Annotated in this window: 18 protein-coding genes and 1 pseudogene; 13 read left to right on the plus strand and 6 right to left on the minus strand. The window is 35.9% G+C overall.

What is annotated here, in order from left to right; genetic code table 11:
• Window positions 1–16: 16 nt before the first annotated feature.
• Both LF886_RS20165 and LF886_RS20170 read right to left on the minus strand, forming a co-directional pair.
• On the minus strand, window positions 17–346 hold the full coding sequence (locus tag LF886_RS20165; RefSeq protein ID WP_103234879.1) for a 2Fe-2S iron-sulfur cluster-binding protein: 330 nt from the start codon (window positions 344–346) through the stop codon (window positions 17–19).
• Between the two features lie 12 nt (window positions 347–358).
• Window positions 359–1,414 carry an NAD(P)/FAD-dependent oxidoreductase gene (locus LF886_RS20170; RefSeq protein ID WP_109738698.1) on the minus strand — a complete coding sequence of 352 codons (1,056 nt, stop codon included), beginning with the start codon at window positions 1,412–1,414 and terminating at the stop codon, window positions 359–361.
• Between the two features lie 153 nt (window positions 1,415–1,567).
• Here LF886_RS20170 and LF886_RS20175 point away from each other — a divergent pair, with 153 nt between their 5' ends.
• Window positions 1,568–2,338 carry a DUF3108 domain-containing protein gene (locus LF886_RS20175; RefSeq protein WP_103232752.1) on the plus strand — a complete coding sequence of 257 codons (771 nt, stop codon included), beginning with the start codon at window positions 1,568–1,570 and terminating at the stop codon, window positions 2,336–2,338.
• A 285-nt stretch (window positions 2,339–2,623) separates the two neighbouring features.
• Here LF886_RS20175 and pheS read toward each other — a convergent pair whose 3' ends face one another.
• The gene (gene pheS, locus LF886_RS20180; protein ID WP_236851331.1) at window positions 2,624–3,634 is read right to left on the minus strand and encodes a phenylalanine--tRNA ligase subunit alpha; all 1,011 of its coding nucleotides are present in this window, start codon (window positions 3,632–3,634) and stop codon (window positions 2,624–2,626) included.
• A 127-nt stretch (window positions 3,635–3,761) separates the two neighbouring features.
• Window positions 3,762–4,421: a YceI family protein gene (locus LF886_RS20185; RefSeq protein ID WP_236851332.1), complete on the minus strand. Its 660-nt coding sequence runs from the start codon at window positions 4,419–4,421 to the stop codon at window positions 3,762–3,764.
• Between the two features lie 75 nt (window positions 4,422–4,496).
• Between LF886_RS20185 and LF886_RS20190 the strand changes: the two genes are divergently transcribed.
• A complete protein-coding gene (locus LF886_RS20190; protein ID WP_236851333.1) occupies window positions 4,497–5,432 on the plus strand; it encodes a sulfate/molybdate ABC transporter ATP-binding protein in 936 nt (311 codons plus the stop codon).
• Between the two features lie 295 nt (window positions 5,433–5,727).
• Here the strand turns inward: LF886_RS20190 and LF886_RS20195 are convergent, their stop codons facing one another.
• On the minus strand, window positions 5,728–6,072 hold the full coding sequence (locus LF886_RS20195; RefSeq protein WP_124530704.1) for a zinc ribbon domain-containing protein YjdM: 345 nt from the start codon (window positions 6,070–6,072) through the stop codon (window positions 5,728–5,730).
• A 463-nt stretch (window positions 6,073–6,535) separates the two neighbouring features.
• On the opposite strand from LF886_RS20195, the gene LF886_RS20200 reads away from it, so the two are divergent.
• Window positions 6,536–7,741, plus strand: a complete 1,206-nt coding sequence (locus LF886_RS20200) for an RsmB/NOP family class I SAM-dependent RNA methyltransferase (protein ID WP_236851334.1) — start codon at window positions 6,536–6,538, stop codon at window positions 7,739–7,741.
• Window positions 7,742–7,765: 24 nt separating this feature from the next.
• Here LF886_RS20200 and LF886_RS20205 read toward each other — a convergent pair whose 3' ends face one another.
• Complete coding sequence (locus LF886_RS20205) at window positions 7,766–8,716, minus strand: hypothetical protein (RefSeq protein WP_236851335.1); 951 nt, start codon at window positions 8,714–8,716, stop codon at window positions 7,766–7,768.
• Window positions 8,717–8,902: 186 nt separating this feature from the next.
• Here LF886_RS20205 and LF886_RS24195 point away from each other — a divergent pair.
• The 10 genes and pseudogenes from LF886_RS24195 to LF886_RS20255 form a co-directional block, all read left to right on the plus strand.
• A pseudogene (locus LF886_RS24195) lies at window positions 8,903–9,429 on the plus strand (GLPGLI family protein); the annotation flags it as partial.
• An 87-nt stretch (window positions 9,430–9,516) separates the two neighbouring features.
• Window positions 9,517–10,569 carry a PNGase F N-terminal domain-containing protein gene (locus tag LF886_RS20215; protein WP_410685643.1) on the plus strand — a complete coding sequence of 351 codons (1,053 nt, stop codon included), beginning with the start codon at window positions 9,517–9,519 and terminating at the stop codon, window positions 10,567–10,569.
• A gap of 319 nt (window positions 10,570–10,888) precedes the next feature.
• Complete coding sequence (gene asnB / locus LF886_RS20220) at window positions 10,889–12,559, plus strand: asparagine synthase B (RefSeq protein WP_236851337.1); 1,671 nt, start codon at window positions 10,889–10,891, stop codon at window positions 12,557–12,559.
• 241 nt (window positions 12,560–12,800) lie between these two features.
• The gene (locus LF886_RS20225) at window positions 12,801–13,643 is read left to right on the plus strand and encodes a hypothetical protein (protein ID WP_228410086.1); all 843 of its coding nucleotides are present in this window, start codon (window positions 12,801–12,803) and stop codon (window positions 13,641–13,643) included.
• A 141-nt stretch (window positions 13,644–13,784) separates the two neighbouring features.
• Window positions 13,785–15,188 carry an MFS transporter gene (locus LF886_RS20230; RefSeq protein ID WP_124530708.1) on the plus strand — a complete coding sequence of 468 codons (1,404 nt, stop codon included), beginning with the start codon at window positions 13,785–13,787 and terminating at the stop codon, window positions 15,186–15,188.
• Window positions 15,189–15,304: 116 nt separating this feature from the next.
• Complete coding sequence (locus LF886_RS20235) at window positions 15,305–16,180, plus strand: pirin family protein (protein WP_236851338.1); 876 nt, start codon at window positions 15,305–15,307, stop codon at window positions 16,178–16,180.
• A gap of 150 nt (window positions 16,181–16,330) precedes the next feature.
• Window positions 16,331–16,642, plus strand: coding sequence for a GNAT family N-acetyltransferase (locus LF886_RS20240; protein ID WP_236851339.1), 312 nt, complete (start codon window positions 16,331–16,333; stop codon window positions 16,640–16,642).
• Between the two features lie 56 nt (window positions 16,643–16,698).
• Window positions 16,699–17,598 carry a pirin family protein gene (locus LF886_RS20245; RefSeq protein WP_236851340.1) on the plus strand — a complete coding sequence of 300 codons (900 nt, stop codon included), beginning with the start codon at window positions 16,699–16,701 and terminating at the stop codon, window positions 17,596–17,598.
• Window positions 17,599–17,612: 14 nt separating this feature from the next.
• Window positions 17,613–18,152 carry an NADPH-dependent FMN reductase gene (locus LF886_RS20250; RefSeq protein WP_236851341.1) on the plus strand — a complete coding sequence of 180 codons (540 nt, stop codon included), beginning with the start codon at window positions 17,613–17,615 and terminating at the stop codon, window positions 18,150–18,152.
• The gene (locus LF886_RS20255; protein WP_236851342.1) at window positions 18,145–18,723 is read left to right on the plus strand and encodes a TMEM175 family protein; all 579 of its coding nucleotides are present in this window, start codon (window positions 18,145–18,147) and stop codon (window positions 18,721–18,723) included. The genes LF886_RS20250 and LF886_RS20255 overlap by 8 nt, the downstream gene beginning before the upstream one ends.

Below are 18,723 nucleotides of genomic sequence, written 5' to 3' on the forward strand. Positions count from 1 at the left end.
GATTAAAAAATATTTTCTAAGGATAAGGAGCAATTGCCACTTCGAGCCCTTCCATGGCATCGGCAATATGTAACTGGCATCCCAATCTGCTGTTCTCTTTCACATGGAAAGCTTCAGCAAGCATGGCATCTTCTTCATCTCCCATTGTTTCCAAACCGGGATCATTAATTACATATACCTGGCATGAAGCACACATCGCCATTCCTCCGCATACACCAATAGTACCTTCTTCTGCCAATTCATAAGCACGGATAATTTCCATTAGATTCATGGACATATCCGTAGGAGCTACGACATCGTGGGTTACACCTTCTCTGTCGGTGATTTTAATATTAACATCTGACATAATTCTGCAAAACTAGTCAATTTTTTTCACAACTGCCTTCTCTGCTTCTTTACGGCTTCCGTCAAATCCGTCTACACCACTTACGGTTGTATATTTTAAAACGAATTTTTTACCTGGATTTAATCTGTTGTACACACTCTGACACATCAAAGTAGCTTCGTGGAAACCACAAAGGATCAACTTCAATTTTCCAGGATACGTGTTGATATCTCCAATAGCGTAGATTCCGTCAATGTTTGTCTGATAATCAAGAGCATTGTTTACAACAATTGCATTTTTCTCGATATTCAATCCCCAGTTTCCGATCTCACCCAATTTTGGAGTCAACCCGAATAAAGGAATAAAATAATCTGTTTCAATATCGTAAGCGTCCTGTCCGTCAACCTGTACTGTAATAGCTTCAACTTTTCCGTCACCTTTAACACCAGTAACTTCAGCAGGAGTAATTAATTTAATTTTCCCCTGGTTTTTCAGATCCTGAACTTTCTCTACAGAATCCAAAGCTCCACGGAACTCATTTCTTCTGTGAATCAATGTCACTTCGCTCGCCACATTGGAAAGGAAAACACTCCAGTCCAAAGCAGAATCTCCACCTCCGGCGATTACTACCTTTTTGTTTCTGAAATGCTCAGGTTCTTTAACGAAATATTCAAGACCTTTTTCTTCATAATCAGCAAGATTGTCGAAAGCAGGTTTTCTAGGCTCAAATGTCCCTAATCCACCAGCAATTGCAATTGCTTTACATCTATGAACGGTTCCTTTGTTGGTGATCACTTCAAACCACTCATCATCTACCTTTGTATAAGAAACAGCTGTCTCACCTAAAGTAAATCCAGGTTGAAACTGCTTAATTTGCTCCATCAAATTATCCACCAATTCTCCAGCGTTTACTGAAGGATACCCTGGAATATCGAAAATAGGTTTTTTAGGATAAAGTTCTGCCAACTGCCCTCCCGGCTGTGGAAGCGCATCAATAATGTGACACTTCATTTTTAATAAACCAGCTTCAAAAACTGCAAAAAGTCCTGTAGGCCCCGCACCTATGATCAATATATCAGTGGTTATCATAATCTTTAAGATAATTTAATTATACATGTAGCTGCAAATTTACTAATTTTAATGCGAAGCATATTTAATTGATTCTAAATAAAAACCTGAGATTTGTCAAATATCTATCAATTAAGATTTTAAATTTGGCAACGTTTTTGTAAATGTCTTGTTATGAAGAAAATTTTAAACCTTTTTGCAGTACTTATATTCTTTTTAGGTTCGGCCCAGATTGATAATATCGCAGACGGCGAATCTATCACTCTTAGAATTCACTACGGTTTCCTTAATGCAGGAACTGCGAACCTTACGACAAAGCAAACGAACTACAAAGGGGTACCCCATCTCTATGTAAAAGGGACAGGGCAGACTACGGGTGCTGTAAAAGCATTCTTCAAAGTGGAAGATTTATATGAAAGCTTTATCAATACACAGACAGGCCTACCAAGCTTTTATGTCAGAAATGTACGTGAAGGAAGCTACCGACAACATTTTGAAACGGTTTTCAATCACGATAATAATACTTTGATTTTAACAGATAAAAAGACGCCTGCAAATGGTTCTAAGGTTTTAAAATCTGTAAAAGGTGTTCAGGATATGCTTTCCTGTTTTTACTATTTAAGAAGTAAAAGTCCGGATGAATTGAAAGTGGGAACCATCATCAATATGAATGTATGGATTGATGACGAGATGTTTCCTTTTCAACTAAAAGTAACAGGAACAGAAAATTTAAATACAAAATTCGGTACCATCAATTGCTTAAAGATTATTCCATCCGTAAAAAGCGGAAGAGTATTTAAAGAAAAAGAAGGGGTAACGATGTGGGTTTCCAATGATGCCAATCACCTTCCTATGCTGTTGAAAGCTGAACTGGCTGTAGGTTCACTGAAAGCAAGTATTGATGATTATAAAAATGTAAAATATCCTTTAAAGTTTAGCAAATAAAGAATAATTATTTTTTAAATAGAGAGCCTGTAAAATTATTTACAGGCTTTTTTTATGTTCAATGTAATAGAATGTTAACCTTGATTGTCTTAATTATAGAGGCAGACAAAGGAGCTGCAGCATGTCAATACTTCGTTGAGGTACCTAGCGGATTCGAAACCGAAGTATGGGCATAAGAAACAGACACGTGTAAATTTTTCAATAAAGATCAGTTTTTAGTTACGTTTTGTTTCTTAGGTCAGTAATTAAAAACAAAAACCTCCGGAGCTCCGGAGGTTTGATTTTTTATAGTGTTTTGAACTGTTCCAGTGTTCTGATATCATTTTCGAAGAACATTCTGATGTCACTCATCTGGTAAAGAAGCATCGTGATTCTTTCAATACCCATTCCGAATGCATATCCTGAATATTTCTCAGAATCAATATTCACATTTTTCAATACGGCAGGATCTACCATTCCGCAACCCATGATTTCCAGCCATCCTGTTCCTTTCGTGATTCTGTAATCAGTTTCAGAGTTTAATCCCCAATACACATCAATTTCAGCACTTGGCTCAGTGAACGGGAAGAATGAAGGTCTCATTCTGATTTTAGATTTTCCGAAAAGCTCAGTCGTAAAGAACTGAATCGTTTGCTTTAAGTCTGCAAAACTTACATTCTCATCAATATACAATCCTTCAATCTGGTGGAAAATACAGTGAGAACGTGAAGAGATCGCTTCATTTCTGAAAACTCTTCCCGGAGATAAAATCCTGATTGGCGGCTGGTTTTCTTCCATATAACGGGTCTGTACGGAAGAAGTATGCGTTCTTAAAAGAATATCCGGATTCTGCTCAATAAAGAACGTATCCTGCATATCTCTTGCCGGATGATATTCCGGAAGGTTAAGCGCCGTAAAGTTATGCCAGTCATCTTCAATCTCAGGACCGTCTGCTACAGCAAAGCCAATTGATTTGAAGATTTCGATAATTCTGTTTTTAACAAGATTAATCGGGTGTCTTGAGCCCAAATCCAATGGAAAAGCAGGTCTTGTAAGATCTTCTTTTTCTACCACAACAGAAGATTCAGAAGAACTTTTCAAGTCTTCCAATTTTACAGCTACTGCTTGTTTTAAAGTATTGATCTTCTGTCCGAATTCTTTCTTCTGGTCGTTAGGAACTTCTTTAAATTTTTCAAAAAAATCATTCAGAACCCCTTTTTTACCGTTGTACTTGATTCGGAAGTTTTCGATATCTTCCTTAGAGCTAGCATTGAAGCCATTTACTTCGATCAGTAGTTCTTCTATCTTTTCTATCATTATTTTACCCTTTCAAAATGTTTTGCAAAAATACGACTTTTAAGTTTAAAAATAAGTCCGTTATAAAAAAATCTGCCTCTTTTTCGGGAGGCAGACTTCAATCACTTATTTCACTTAAATAAAAAAATTATTTCTTTTCTAAAGCTTTAACGCTGATCTGAAGAGTTACCTCGTCTTTAATTACACCGTTTTCAGCAGGAGCCTGGAACTTTACCCCAAACTCTTCTCTCTTGATATCTTTCGGTTCAGTAGCTACACTCACCTCTCCATCCTTCACAGAAACATTAGCCTTAAACTGAACTGGTTTTGTAATTCCTTTAATGGTTAAATTACCTTCTAAAAGAGTATTATAATCTCCTTCCGTAGCCGGAGTTACTTTTGTAATTTCATAAGAAGCTGTCGGGAATTTTTCAACTTCAAAGAAATCACCACTCTTCAGGTGACCATTTAATTTCCCTAAATCTTCCGGGCTGTCTTTCAAATCCACAGAAGTTAATGAGTTCATATCAGCAACGAATTTTCCGCTTTCCAGTTTTCCGTCTTTCACCGTCACATCTCCACTTTCAAACTTGATTGTTCCAAAATGGCTCGTATTTTCAGATTTAAATACTTTATATCCCTTCCATTCAACCTTACTGTTTAACGTATCCAAAGTGAACTGGCTACCTTCTTTGGTAGTTGCCACCTCATTACTTTCACTGGTAAGCGGTTTATCTTTTTTACAAGAAACCACTACAGCAGCAATAAATAACGCAGGAATCGCTAACGAAAACAGTTTTTTTCTCATTTTTGATTTATTTTTATTAGTTCCGCTAATATAATAAAAAAAATTATGTTTTCATAAAAACCTTACATTTGTAATATGCTATTAGAAATAAACAATTTATTTTTCTCTCATACCAAAGAAAATCCCCTGTTTCAGAACCTTAACCTAAGGTTTGAAGAAAACAGAATTATAGCACTTGCGGGAGAAAGCGGATGCGGAAAATCTACTCTTCTCAACCTTATTTATGGTCTTCTTGACTGGGAAAGCGGAGAAATTATTTTTAACGGAACACGGCTTTTGGGACCGAAAGGAAACCTTGTTCCCGGAGAAGCAGAAATGAAATTCGTAGCACAGAATTTTGATCTTATGCCTTACGCTACCGTTGCCGAAAATGTAGGGAAGTTTATTTCGAATATCAATTTAAAACAAAAAAAAGAAACCGTAGCAGAACTTCTTGAGGTAGTGGGACTTCAGGAATTCGCTAATGTACTTCCCAAATATTTAAGCGGCGGGCAACAGCAAAGAGTGGCCATTGCCAGAGCACTGTCTGTACTTCCAAAACTTCTGATTTTAGATGAACCTTTCAGCAATCTGGATTTTCCAAGGAAAATTGAACTCAGAGAACGGCTTTTCAGATATGTAAAGCAGCACGGCGTTTCTTTAATCATCTCTACTCACGAACTTCAGGATATTATGCCATGGCTGGATCAGATCGTTATTTTACAGGATGGAAGACTGATTCAAAATGACAGCCCGGAAGAAACTTACAGACGTCCTTATAACTCTTATGTTGCGAAGTTATTCGGAGAAGTAAATATCTTCAGCGAAACTGAAGCCGAAGATTTCCAGCTTTCAAAATTCTCCTATTATCCTAAAGAAATAAAAATCACTGAAACCGGTCTCGAAGCCGAAGTCCTTGAAAGCCGATTTGCAGGAAACTATTATTGGAACAAAATTAAAGCAAGGAATAAAGAAATAGTGGTTTATACTGATGAAAAATTAGAGGGATTGGTTACTATTTCTTTTATGTAAAGAAATAAGTAAATTTGCTTATCAGATGAGTCTTTATTTATGATTTCACTTTTCACTATACATCACATAAGACCTACGTTTTCTTATACTTACCTATAAAAAAAATACAAACATAAGAATCAGTTATAAAACTTTTTCTTACATTTGTACCTCCAAAGCATAAGGAAATTTTTGGTTATTTCTCTTTCTGCCTTCCAGACGGACATTAGCAATCTTGCAATTAAGTCTTATGAAAGATTACACTGTCCAATTTTTTCCTTTTCTTATTTTTATGGCATAAAAAAGCAACGCTTTCTTATGCTTTCTTTACAAACTCTGACTTAAGAGCCATCGCTCCAAAACCATCAATTTTGCAATCAATATTATGATCACTTCCTGGTCTTAAACGGATATTCTTCACTTTAGTACCCGCCTTTACAGGTTTTGGTGCTCCTTTTACAGGAAGATCTTTTACTACCACTACAGAATCTCCATCCTGAAGTTCGTTTCCGTTTGAATCCAATATTTTTCCTTCGCTAGCTGCCTCAGAAACTGCTTCCTCAGGGTTCCATTCGTAGAAACACTGGGAACAGACCATCATATTATCGCTCGGATAGGTAAACTCGGAGCTGCATTTCGGACAAAGTACTGTATCACTCATATTTTTAATTTTTGCAAAGGTAGAGCTTTTTAGAGGTTGAAGTCAAGAGATAAAGTTCAGTATAATAGATAATAAGCACACATTAATATAACACAATATAGTGAATTAATATAAATTAAATAAACTTGCTACAAAGAAAATAAAGTATAGTAATGAACAGTGTATATTTTGTTAGCAAATATTTTTCATTAAGCAAAAACATAGGTTTATTTGTTCTAAAGGGAAAGGCTATTGTCAACAAATAAAAAATATAAATATTCGGAAAATATTTACAAATTCAGCATTAAAATGTATTTCTACCACTTAAAAAATCAATAAACAGATTGACTTTACATCAATAATATTAGATTAAATCACATTACTCCCCCACTCTAAACTCTTCCAATTCCTAAACTCATCAACTCAATCTTCAACTCTCAATTAAAAGTCGTATTTTTGCAGATTCAAACAGCGAAGCAAATTTATGGAACTTATTCACAGAAACTTGGCAATCGGAATTCACGATGCCCTACAGGAGACATTTTTTGAGAAAAACAAATATGCCGATAAAGTTATTGAAAGACTTTTGAAAGCAAACAGAAAATGGGGAAGCCAGGACAGAGCTGTTGTTTCTGAAATTTTTTACAATATCATCCGTTGGAAAAAACGCCTTGAATACTATATGGGTGAAGGGGTGAAACCTAACAATATCTACAAACTCATCATCGCCTATTTGCTTTGGAGCAAAACCAATTATAAAAAATTTGAAGAATTTGACGGAATCAAAATCGCCGATATTCTTACAAAGCTTAAAAAGAATAGTGTTCCTACAAAAGCAATAGAACATTCTATCCCTGAATGGCTGGCTGAAACTCTTGAAAAAGAATTGGGGGCTAACTGGGAAAGAGAAATGCTTGCTTTGAACGAGCAGGCTCCTACGGTTTTAAGAGCGAACTCTTTAAGAACAACTCCTAGGGAACTTATTTCGGATCTTTCTGATGAGGGAGTCGTTGCTTTTCCTATTAAAAATTATCCTGATGCTGTTCAGCTGGAAGAAAAGAAAAACGTTTTCCTTACTACAGCTTTCAAAGAAGGATTATTTGAAGTTCAGGATGCCTCTTCTCAGAAGATCGGTTATTTCCTTGATGTACAAGAAGGCCAGAGAGTGGTGGATGCGTGTGCAGGTGCAGGAGGAAAAACACTTCACTTGGCAGCAATCATGAAAAACAAAGGTCAGATCATTGCATTAGACATCTTTGAGTGGAAATTAGCTGAATTGAAGCGTCGTGCAAAAAGAGCAGGTGCTCACAATATTGAAACCCGTATGATTTCTGACAACAAAGTCATCAAGCGTCTTCACGAAAAAGTAGACAGACTTTTGATCGATGCACCATGTTCAGGTCTTGGAGTTTTAAAAAGAAATCCAGACAGTAAATGGAAAATTGATCAGGCCTTTATTGACAGAATTAAAAAAGAACAGCAACAAATTCTTCAGGACTATTCTAAAATGTTAAAAAAAGGAGGAAAAATGGTATACGCAACGTGTTCTATCCTTCCTTCTGAAAACAATATGCAGGTAGAAGAATTCATCAAAAGCAATCCTGGATTCAAAATGGTTAAAGATGAAAAAGTAATGCCTAGCCAAGGGTATGACGGATTCTATATGGCTTTGATTGAGAGAGTTTCTTAATCTAAACCAATTAAATATATAAAACTACTCTATTTTTTGGAGTAGTTTTTTTTTGAAATTATATACATAGAAATAACTATTATTATCAAATAAAATTATTTTATCACCGAAGCTATCTTTTGAGAGCTGAAAAGGATACCAAAAACTTTTTTCAACCTCTATTTTATATGATGTATTTTCACTATTTCCATCAAAGTATGTAAACATTTTTGAGTTATGAAAAATCAAAAAATAATTTGAATAAAGAGAATCTACATAATATTTGAAATCTTCAATTTCATAATCAATCTCTCCAAACCTATAATCATTGTAATTAGTTGGGTGTTCATTATTAATTTCAAATATAAATTTTCCTTTTTTCCAGGAAATTTTGGTTCTCAGAAATCCGTTATCTAATAATCCAATTTCATTATCAATCACTTCATTCACTAATTTAGATTTAGTCTTACATACTTTTTGAATAAAATCTTCAGAATTAGCTAATATAGGTAGCTGTTCGTCTCCATAAAAGTAGGTTGTCGGAATAAGTTTTTTATTAAGTTTTTTTCGATTCAGAATAGAATATTCAACAAGTTTTAAAACATCAACCACGTTTATATTTTCACTCAAAATCCTTATAGCTAAACCCTTATTATTACTTTTCAACAAAGTACCTCGATCCAAAACAGCGAGCTTATACTGAGAATTATTATTTTCCAGAATAAAAAACTTCTGATTGGGATCATGAGGATAATAAGTTTTTCTTTCAATCATAATCGTATCAGAATATCCCAGGTTTTCAGCAATAACACTTGAAAGCTGCCCAATGACCCGTATCTTTAAATCTTCTGATCCAATTGTTTTAGGATTAAAATTAAATTCTGATTCAAAATATGTCTTTACATTTCTAAAAGTTTCAACTCTTATTTTAGGCTTATGAGCCTCTGCAAAGTTTGATGATACAAGAAATAGGAAGAATAAGAAAAAATGTTTCAAGGTTAGTTTTTTGATTGAACGTAAGATTTGTAAAATTATTTCAAGCTCAAGATTGTTTTAAAATGTTTCAAAAAAAATGTAACAATTTTTGTAACATTTCCCCTACATTGTCTACTAACTGTATAGATTAAAACCGTATGATGCTGTGGAAAGTTTATAATAACTTTGCAGCAAACTCATTTATTTATGCATACAAGAATTGTTTTCAATTTTCTAGCTGTTTTTTTATACTGTCTGTTTTCTGCACAGACCTACGAAATTCAGTATACCAGTTCATATAACGGAAAAACAACTGCTGATCAGCCCTCCACCATAGTTTGGGTTAATGAGAAAGAAAATTTCATCCTCAACAGCACAATCAAAGAACAAAAAAGCAACTTCCCTTATGAAATCACTAAGGTTGAAAAACCTTCAAACACAATTGTCTCGTATGCTTTTTTAAAACCGGAATCTATTATTTCAACCTCTGATGCCGAGTCTATAGGAAAACAGGATTTTGAACTCACCAATGAAACAAAAAAATCTTAGGATATAACTGTAAAAAAGCCGTTACAAAAGTCAATTCAAATACCATTGAAGTCTGGTATACCAATGACCTGAAGCTGAAAGGCGGACCTTCTGTTTTGGGACAGAATTTAGGGCTGGTTCTGGAAGTTGAGCGAAATAAAAACTCTTTAGTTACAGCCAGTTCCATTAAAAAAATTAAAAATACAGGAATTGAAAATATCCTGAAAGGAAATATACAAACTACCGATCAGCTTGGATATAAAGACCTTCTTTGGAAAAGCAGATTTACCACCCTGAACGTTTTTGAAAATGAAATGATCAATTTCTCTGACGCCTCCAAATCAGACGAACAGATCAAGAGATATGCTAATGGTACCATTATTCTTAAAAAGATAAAATTTCCTGCTATTACAGAAGGTGAAAATATTTTTGTAGAACTGAAACAACAGTCGAACGGAGATGGCTATGACAGAACCGGAACTGTATTTTTCATTCCACAGGATAAAGAAAAGTCTTTTTTTGACGGATTGGAAAAAGGAGCAAAAACACTTCCTGTCTACGAAAACGGAAATGGAAAGCAGTATTACGGAATAACAACTACTGACAGCTACAGCCCTGCCATGGAAATGATGCGATTCTTTACCCCTTTTGGAATCCAGAAGTTCAATCATATTCAGCTTAAAGGAAAAACCTGGCAGACGATCAGCCCTTACCGAGAGGATATTACAGAGCTGAAACCTGCATTATCAGGAAAAGAGCTTTGGGTAGGTACATTTATTGGCAATTATGATAAAGGAGGACACAAAGTAAGTCTTGATATTACCATTCACAAAAGTGATCAGAATATTTATAAAAATAATATCGCCATCCCTTTGTTTAATACTTTAAATATTATGGAAATGGCCGGACAGGATTATTCTACAATGTTTAATCAGGATAAAGGACTGCTTGTTAGCTTCACTCTAAATAAAGATCTGAAGAATGCTCAGCTAAGATATACCACTACCGGACATGGAGGCTGGGAAAACGGAGATGAATTCATTCCTAAGGCCAATTCTATTTTTGTTGATGAAAAACCAGTATTTTCATTTGTACCATGGAGAACAGACTGCGGATCATATCGTCTTTACAATCCTGCTTCAGGAAATTTTCCGGACGGACTTTCTTCATCAGACCTCAGCAGATCAAACTGGTGCCCGGGAACGGTTACCAATCCTAACTTCATTCCTCTTGGAGATTTGAAAGCGGGAAAACATACAATTCAGGTAAAAATCCCACAGGGTCCTACAGAAGGAACAAGTTTCAGCTCATGGAATGTTTCGGGAACGTTACTGGGAGTCCAATAAAAACAAAACCTTCTTGCATGAGAATTGCAAGAAGGTAAAAACACAAATGATGAAAAAAAATTATTTCGAGCCACAAAGTAAGGGTTAAAATTCATATAATAAATTACCATAGATTAATAAATATGTCATTTTTATTTCGTATGGAAATTGCATAAATTTTACCTAACGAAAAAAATTAATCAAACACCTGTCAATTTCAATAAATAGTTAAAATTTTTAACTTAAAAACACAAATTGATTAAATATTTTCACTTTTAAATATTTTTTATTGTTATTTATAAACATCGCCTTTACATTTGTTCCATAAATAATAAAAATTATGTGTGGAATTGTATGTTTATTCGACGCCCAGCAAAAAACTGAAGTATTAAGACCTCAGATTTTAGAAATGTCAAAAAAAATCCGTCACAGAGGACCGGATTGGAGCGGAGTTTTTCAGGACGAAAAAGTAATTTTCTCTCATGAAAGACTTGCCATTGTAGATCCTACCTCTGGAAAACAGCCTTTATTTACAAAAGACGGAAAAGTAGTATTAGCGGTCAACGGCGAAATCTACAACCATAGAGAATTAAAAGAAGAATTTCCTGATTATGAGTTTCAGACCCAGTCTGACTGTGAGGTTATTCTGGCTCTTTATAGAAAATACGGAAAAGATTTCGTTGAAAAACTGAACGGAATCTTCGCATTCGCATTATACGATACTGAGAACGATGTTTATCTTATCGCCCGTGATCATATGGGAATCTGTCCTCTTTATCAGGGTTGGGACAAAAACGGGAACTATTATGTAGCTTCCGAATTGAAAGCTCTTGAAGGGATATGTAAAAAAATAGACACCTTCCTACCGGGACACTTCGTTTACAGCAAAGACGGTGCTGATCTTCAGCAATGGTACACCAGAGACTGGGACAGTTTTGATCAGGTAAAAGAAAACGAAACAGATATCGCAAAGTTGAGAAAAGGTCTAGAGGATGCTGTTCACAGACAATTGATGAGTGATGTGCCTTATGGAGTGCTTCTTTCGGGTGGTTTAGACTCTTCTGTGATTTCAGCGATTACTGCAAAATATGCCCGTCAGAGAATTGAAAGCGGAGATACACAGGAAGCATGGTATCCAAGACTTCACAGTTTTGCTGTAGGACTTGTAGGTTCTCCCGATCTGGCAGCAGCTCAAAAAGCAGCAAAACATATCGGATCTGTTCATCATGAAGTCAACTTTACGGTTCAGGAAGGACTGGATGCCATACGCGATGTCATCTATCACCTTGAAACGTACGACGTAACCACGATCAGAGCATCCACCCCGATGTATCTTCTGGCAAGAGTGATCAAATCTATGGGAATCAAAATGGTGCTTTCAGGAGAAGGTTCTGATGAATTGTTCGGTGGATATCTATATTTCCATAAAGCTCCGAATGCAAGAGAATTCCATGATGAAACCGTAAGAAAGCTAGGTAAACTTCACCTTTACGACTGCTTAAGAGCCAACAAGGCATTGATGAGCTGGGGCATTGAAGGCAGAGTTCCTTTCCTTGATAAAGAATTTATGGATATTGCGATGACTCTTAATCCACAAGATAAAATGATCAATACTGCTGAAGGAAAAATTGAAAAATGGGTATTGAGAAAAGCTTTTGAAGATATGCTTCCAGATTCTATTGTATGGAGACAGAAAGAACAATTTTCAGATGGTGTAGGCTATTCATGGATCGATACTTTAAAAGAAGTTGCTGAAAAAGAAGTGACGGACGAAATGATGGCTAACGCAAGATTCAGATTCCCGCTAAACACTCCTCAGAACAAAGAAGAATACCGATACAGAACTATTTTTGAAGAACATTTCCCAAGTGAAACAGCTGCTGCTACCGTGCCATCTGTGCCATCTGTAGCCTGCTCCACTCCTATTGCTCTGGAATGGGATGAAGCTTTCAAAAAAATGAATGATCCAAGCGGAAGAGCCGTGAAGGTTCATGAAACGTCATACGAGTAGAAAATAGATTAGCTAATTATGAATCGTCAATTCGTTGTATTTGTGAATTTTCATCGTGTAAAATAATTCACTATTCACTTTATGCGGTAAAAAAGCCTATTGACAATCAGGCACAACAGCTAACTCCCTCAGTTATAATTTATCAATCCTGTAGCAATACAGGATTTTTTCTTGAATTAACGATAATAATATAGCATAATTTAACTGACAATCCAAAATAATATCTAATAAATAATTATATTTGGAAAACGAAAATATCAATTATAAAAAAATGAGAAGAAACCTTACTGTTTTATTTGCTTTATTAGCCATAAGTTTTGCTTTTGGACAGGGAAAATATGGCAAATATCTGAATTCAAAAAAGCTTGCTTTAGCTTATAAGAGTGTGAAAGATGCAGATAAAGATGACTACTATCAACAATTCTACTGGCTTGTAAAGGCAGAGCAGCTGAAAACGTACCCTCACCTTAAAGATATAAAACCAATCGTTTTATATGAGTTTGTAAAATATGTAAACCCTCAGAATCCAACCAAAAAACTGGATGGTAGAGCCAAAGAACTAAGGGCTACAGCAGAATTATCATTAAATCAATATTTTAAAAATAAAAAATTTGAAAACAATTCTGTTTTAATGTACAACCTTGAAACGTATGTAGATCCTTCAAAAGGTCAGTATTATACAAAGGTAGATCCTGAAAAAATCAAGGAGCTTGTACCGAAAGAATTATTTGCTTTCAACTCTGTCAACAGAAATGTTGGAGAAGAAAAAACATATTACCTTTGGATCGATAAGAAAAAAGACGATCTGAACATTGTAGATATCATTCCTAACGAAAAAGAAGATAAAGCTTTCTACGCTAGGCTGAAACAATATCTTCCAAGCTATAAGTTTTCAAAGTATGTTCCTTCTGTAAAAAAAGGAAACAAATCTGATAAAACGGATATCGATTACTATTACATCATGCCGTTTGAACAAAACACTGATAACATTGAATATAAGACAAAGGATTTCAAAACTTTCATCTTAAGCCAATATAGAAAAGCTGGTGACGAATGGAAAGGAGTAGAAAAACCTAGAAAATAAATCAAAAAGTCCTGTGAAATCTCGCAGGACTTTTTTAATTTTATATGGATTTCCTGATCTAAAGATCAAACCGCTTAAAGCAAGCAATTTCTTCACATAAAAATAAGTCTGGAAGTTTTTTGACTGCCCAGCCTATACCCAATGACAGAAGTAAGCACACAACAGACGTCCATAAAGAAAATACTCCCCCTGATTCTCGCTACTGCTATTTTCATGCAGATGCTGGATTCCACAATTCTGAATACCTCCCTGCCTTCTATTGCAAAAGACCTGAAAGAATCTCCGCTTAATATGCAGAACGCCATTATCAGCTATGTTCTGACTTTAGCGGTTTTTATGCCTGCCAGCGGATTTCTTGCAGACCGGTTCGGGACAAAAAAAATATTCATCTTTTCATTGGTATTGTTCAGCTTAGGTTCTCTGTTTTGTTCTCTGTCTCAAAATCTTACACACCTGGTTATTTCAAGGGTTATCCAGGGAGTTGGAGGAAGTTTGATGACCCCTGTCGGAAAGCTTGCACTGATCAAAACATTTGATAAAAGCGAATTGCTCAAGGCCATGAACTTTGCTATTATCCCAGCTCTTATTGGTCCTGTACTGGGGCCATTAGTCGGAGGCTATATGGTAGACTATCTATCCTGGCACTGGATATTTTTGATCAATATTCCCATTGGTATTTTGGGAATTATTTTGGGATTAAAATTCATGCCCAATTATAAATCTGATGATGTAGATTTTGATTTAAAAGGCTTCTTAATCTTTGCAGCCGCCTCTCTCCTACTTTCCATTTCATTGGAACTTTTTGGAGACATGCAGAATATTTCGCCCGTTTTACTTGTATTTATCATGGGCTTCCTGTTCCTGTACTATTATTATAAACATGCTAAAAGAGGAGGAAATCCTATATTCCCATTAAATCTTTTTCAGGTAAGAACTTTCCGTGTAGGTATTGTAGGAAATCTTGCCACCAGATTAGGCATCAGCTCTGTTCCGCTACTCCTTCCACTCATGATTCAGATTGCGTACAAACAATCTGCCGTAACTTCAGGCTGGATCATTGCTCCCATGGCTTTAACAGCAATCTTTGGGAAATCATCTGTTATTAAAATTTTAGATAAATATGGTTATCGTCAGACTCTAATGGTAAATACATTCATTATTGGTACCCTGATCTGTCTGCTCGCTATTCCTGATATACATACTTCTTTATATTGGTTTGTACCTATTATCGCTGTATTAGGTTTTTTCAACTCTATACAATTTACCTCTATGAACACTATTTCTATTGCCGACCTCCGGAATTTCCAGACCAGCAGTGGAAACTCATTAATTTCGGTGAATCAACAGCTGGCCATCGGATTTGGAATAGCATTCGGGCTGATTGTTTTAAAACTATTTGAAAATACAGACCTGATCAAAGGTGAAATTCACAATGCATTCCGATACACATTTCTCACCGTAGGAATATTGACGATTATATCCGGGTTTGTTTTTAGAAGACTCCATATTTCGGATGGAAAGAATATGAAGTCGAAGGAAGAATAGTCAAAAATCACAATTCCGAACATTTGCCTTTTCACCCTTCCTACAAACTTATCACAGATCAATGCTTTTCGTTGATAACTATGATATTTTTGCTTATATAAAAAATCAACAATGTGATGGCAACTAAAAAAGTAGAAATCGTAGTATCTCCACGACCTGCACATTTTGTAGGCGATGGTTTCAGGGTTCATAATTTTATTCCGGGAGCACCTGGTTTAGAAATGAAAAGAATGGATCCGTTCATTATGCTGGATTACAATTCGAAATTCCATTTCAATGGATCAGAAATACCAAGAGGTGTGGGAGTTCATCCGCACAGAGGTTTTGAAACAGTAACCATAGCTTATAGCGGAAAAGTAGAACACCATGACAGTGCCGGCGGCGGTGGCGTTATCGGAGAAGGTGATGTTCAATGGATGACTGCAGCAAAAGGAGTTCTTCATAAAGAGTATCATGAAACAGAATGGGCAAAAGAAGGAGGAATTTTTCAGATGGTTCAGCTTTGGGTGAATCTTCCGGCAAAAGATAAAATGAGCTGTCCAAAATATCAGGCTATTGAAAACTCTGCAATGGAAAGAGTAGATTTAGGGGAGAATGGTTTTATAGAAGTCATTGCCGGAGAGTATAGCGGCCATAAAGGTCCTGCTTCTACTTTCACTCCACTTCATATGATGAATGCAAAGCTTAAAGCAGGAGGAAAAGCAGAATTTAATTTTCCATCTCACTTCAATACTGCCGCTTTGGTTATTGAAGGAAGTATCATCATCAACGGGGAGGAAAATGTGAAGACCGATCATTTGGCATTGTTTAAAAATGAGGGCGAAATTTTCACCATAGAAGCAAAAGAAGATTCGATTGTTTTGATCATCAGTGGTGAACCTATCAACGAACCTATTTTTCCTCATGGCCCTTTTGTAATGAATTCCAGAGAAGAAATCATGCAGGCCTTCGAAGATTTCAATACCGGAAAATTTGGATATCTGGAAGATTAAAAGATTTAAATTTATCTTAATCTTTGATTATTCCTTTTTTTATTAACTTTATATGATGGCAAACCTTATAGGTTTTAGAAACCTATAAGGTTTAACTGTCATAATGAGCAAATCCTGTTAAAAAAACAGAACGCTCTTAATACAAAATATATGAAAGCAGAATTTGAAAATATACCCCTCGTAAAAGCAGATAAAAGATTTGAAATAGAATTCAACGGGCATTACGCATTCATCGATTATCGTGAGACTACCCACCAGATTGCTTTGGTACATACAGAAGCAGAGCCTGAATTGGCAGGAACCGGTGCCGCAGCGGCCGTAGTTGAGAAAACGTTAAATTATATTGAAGAAAGTGGGAAAAAGCTTCTTCCATTCTGTCCTTACGTTTTTGCTTTTATCAAGAAGCATCCTGAATGGAAACGTATCGTGGATGAGAAATTTGAAGGATATGACAAACTTTAAACCTTCAGCAAAACCACTTATTTATTTAATAACATTTTAAAAAGTATCACATCATCATGTCAAATATCGGACTTATCATTGAAGAAAAAGCAGCAGATATCGGAAACTTTCTGGTAGGAAGGCTTCTTCCTTTCCGTGAAAAAAGAGCTGTTGGACCTTTCGTTTTTATCGATCATATGGGCCCTTCGGAATTAAAGGATTATCAAAACCTTGATGTTCCGCCTCATCCGCATATCGGTTTATCTACGTTAACATATCTGTTGGAGGGTTCTATTTTCCACAGAGACAGTATCGGAAGTGCTCTTGAAATAAAACCAGGTGCTGTGAACTGGATGACGGCCGGAAAAGGGGTTGTACATTCAGAAAGAACGCCTGAATATTTAAGACACAGTGATAAAAGACTTCACGGATTCCAGATTTGGGTAGGGCTTCCGAAGCATCTTGAACAATCGGAGCCTACATTTCATCATAGTGAAGCGGATGATATTCCGGTTTGGGAAGAAGATGGCATTCAATATAAATTAATTGCCGGTGAAGCATTTGGAAGAACGTCTCCGGTTCCTGTACACAGTAAGTTATTTTTCATTGAGATCAAAACAAAAGAGGCTAAGAAAATAAGCATTGGAAAAGATCTTTACGGGGAAGCTGCCATGTATGTGCTGGACGGAACCGTTACTACAGATGGAAACTCATATGGTTCAAAACAGCTTATGGTTGCTAAAGACACCAAGCTTTGTGAATTTGATATGAGCGAAAACGGAACAGTTTATCTTTTTGGAGGTGAACCATTTGATGAGGAACGTTTTATATTCTGGAATTTCGTTAACTCAGATAAAGAAAAGCTCGACCAGGCTAAAGTAAACTGGAATGATCAGAATCATGAGGCTTTTCCTTTGGTTCCGGGTGACGAAAAAGAATATGTTCCGCTTCCTAAGGCTATTTTAAACAGAAAATAAATTCAGTTCAGATCATGAAAATATTAGCATTTGCCGGAAGTACATCTTCCACTTCGATCAACAGGGAACTGGTAAAGTTTGTTCTGAAAGATTTTCAGAATGAAGAAATCAATCTGATAGACCTCAACGATTTTACAATGCCTGTTTTCTCCGTAGATCTTGAAAAGAAAGGTTTTCCGGATGAAGCCCATCGGTTTTTAAAAGTTATTGAGGAGTGTGATGTGATCATCTGCTCTCTTGCGGAACACAACCGTTCATACAGCGCTGCTTTTAAAAATGTTTTTGACTGGTCTTCAAGAATTAATGTAAAAGTATTTCAGAATAAACCTATGCTTCTGATGAGCACGTCTCCCGGAGGTTATGGCGGAGGAAATGTGATGAATACAGCCAAAACATTTTTCCCACAGTTTGCAGCGGATATCAAGGATACTTTTTCATTACCGAAGTTTTATGAAAATTTTGATATGGAAAGCGGAGTGATCAATCCTGATATGCTGAATGATCTGAAAGATAAAATACAAAACTTTAAAAATCAGGTTAAAACGAATGACTAAAGGAAGATTAGAGGCATTCAGCGACGGTGTCCTGGCTATTATTATCACCATCATGGTACTTGAACTAAAAGTACCTGAGGGAAATAGCTGGACAAGTCTCAAACCTCTCCTTCCCAAGTTCCTGGCTTATATTTTCAGTTTTATTTATGTAGGAATCTACTGGAACAATCATCATCATTTGTTTCAGACGGTAAAGAAAGTAAATGGCAGCATCCTTTGGGCCAATCTTCACCTTTTATTTTGGCTCTCTCTGATGCCAGTTGCAACAGAGTGGATCGGCACTACAAGTTTTGCAAAAAACCCTGTTGCAGTCTATGGTATCGGGCTCATTATGGCGGCGATTGCTTACACCATTCTGGAGCATGTCATCATCAAATGCGAGGGTGAAGATTCAAAGCTGAAAGAGGCCATTCACTCAAAATACAAAGAATATATCTCTATTATATTTTATGTCCTCGGGATCGCTACTTCATTTTTTTATCCTTATATTGCCATAGGTTTTTATTATCTCGTGGCTCTCATATGGCTGATTCCGGACAGAAGAATCGAAAAAACATTAAAAGAAAATTGA

It is taken from the genome of Chryseobacterium sp. MEBOG07 (assembly GCF_021869745.1).
GTDB lineage: Bacteria > Bacteroidota > Bacteroidia > Flavobacteriales > Weeksellaceae > Chryseobacterium > Chryseobacterium viscerum.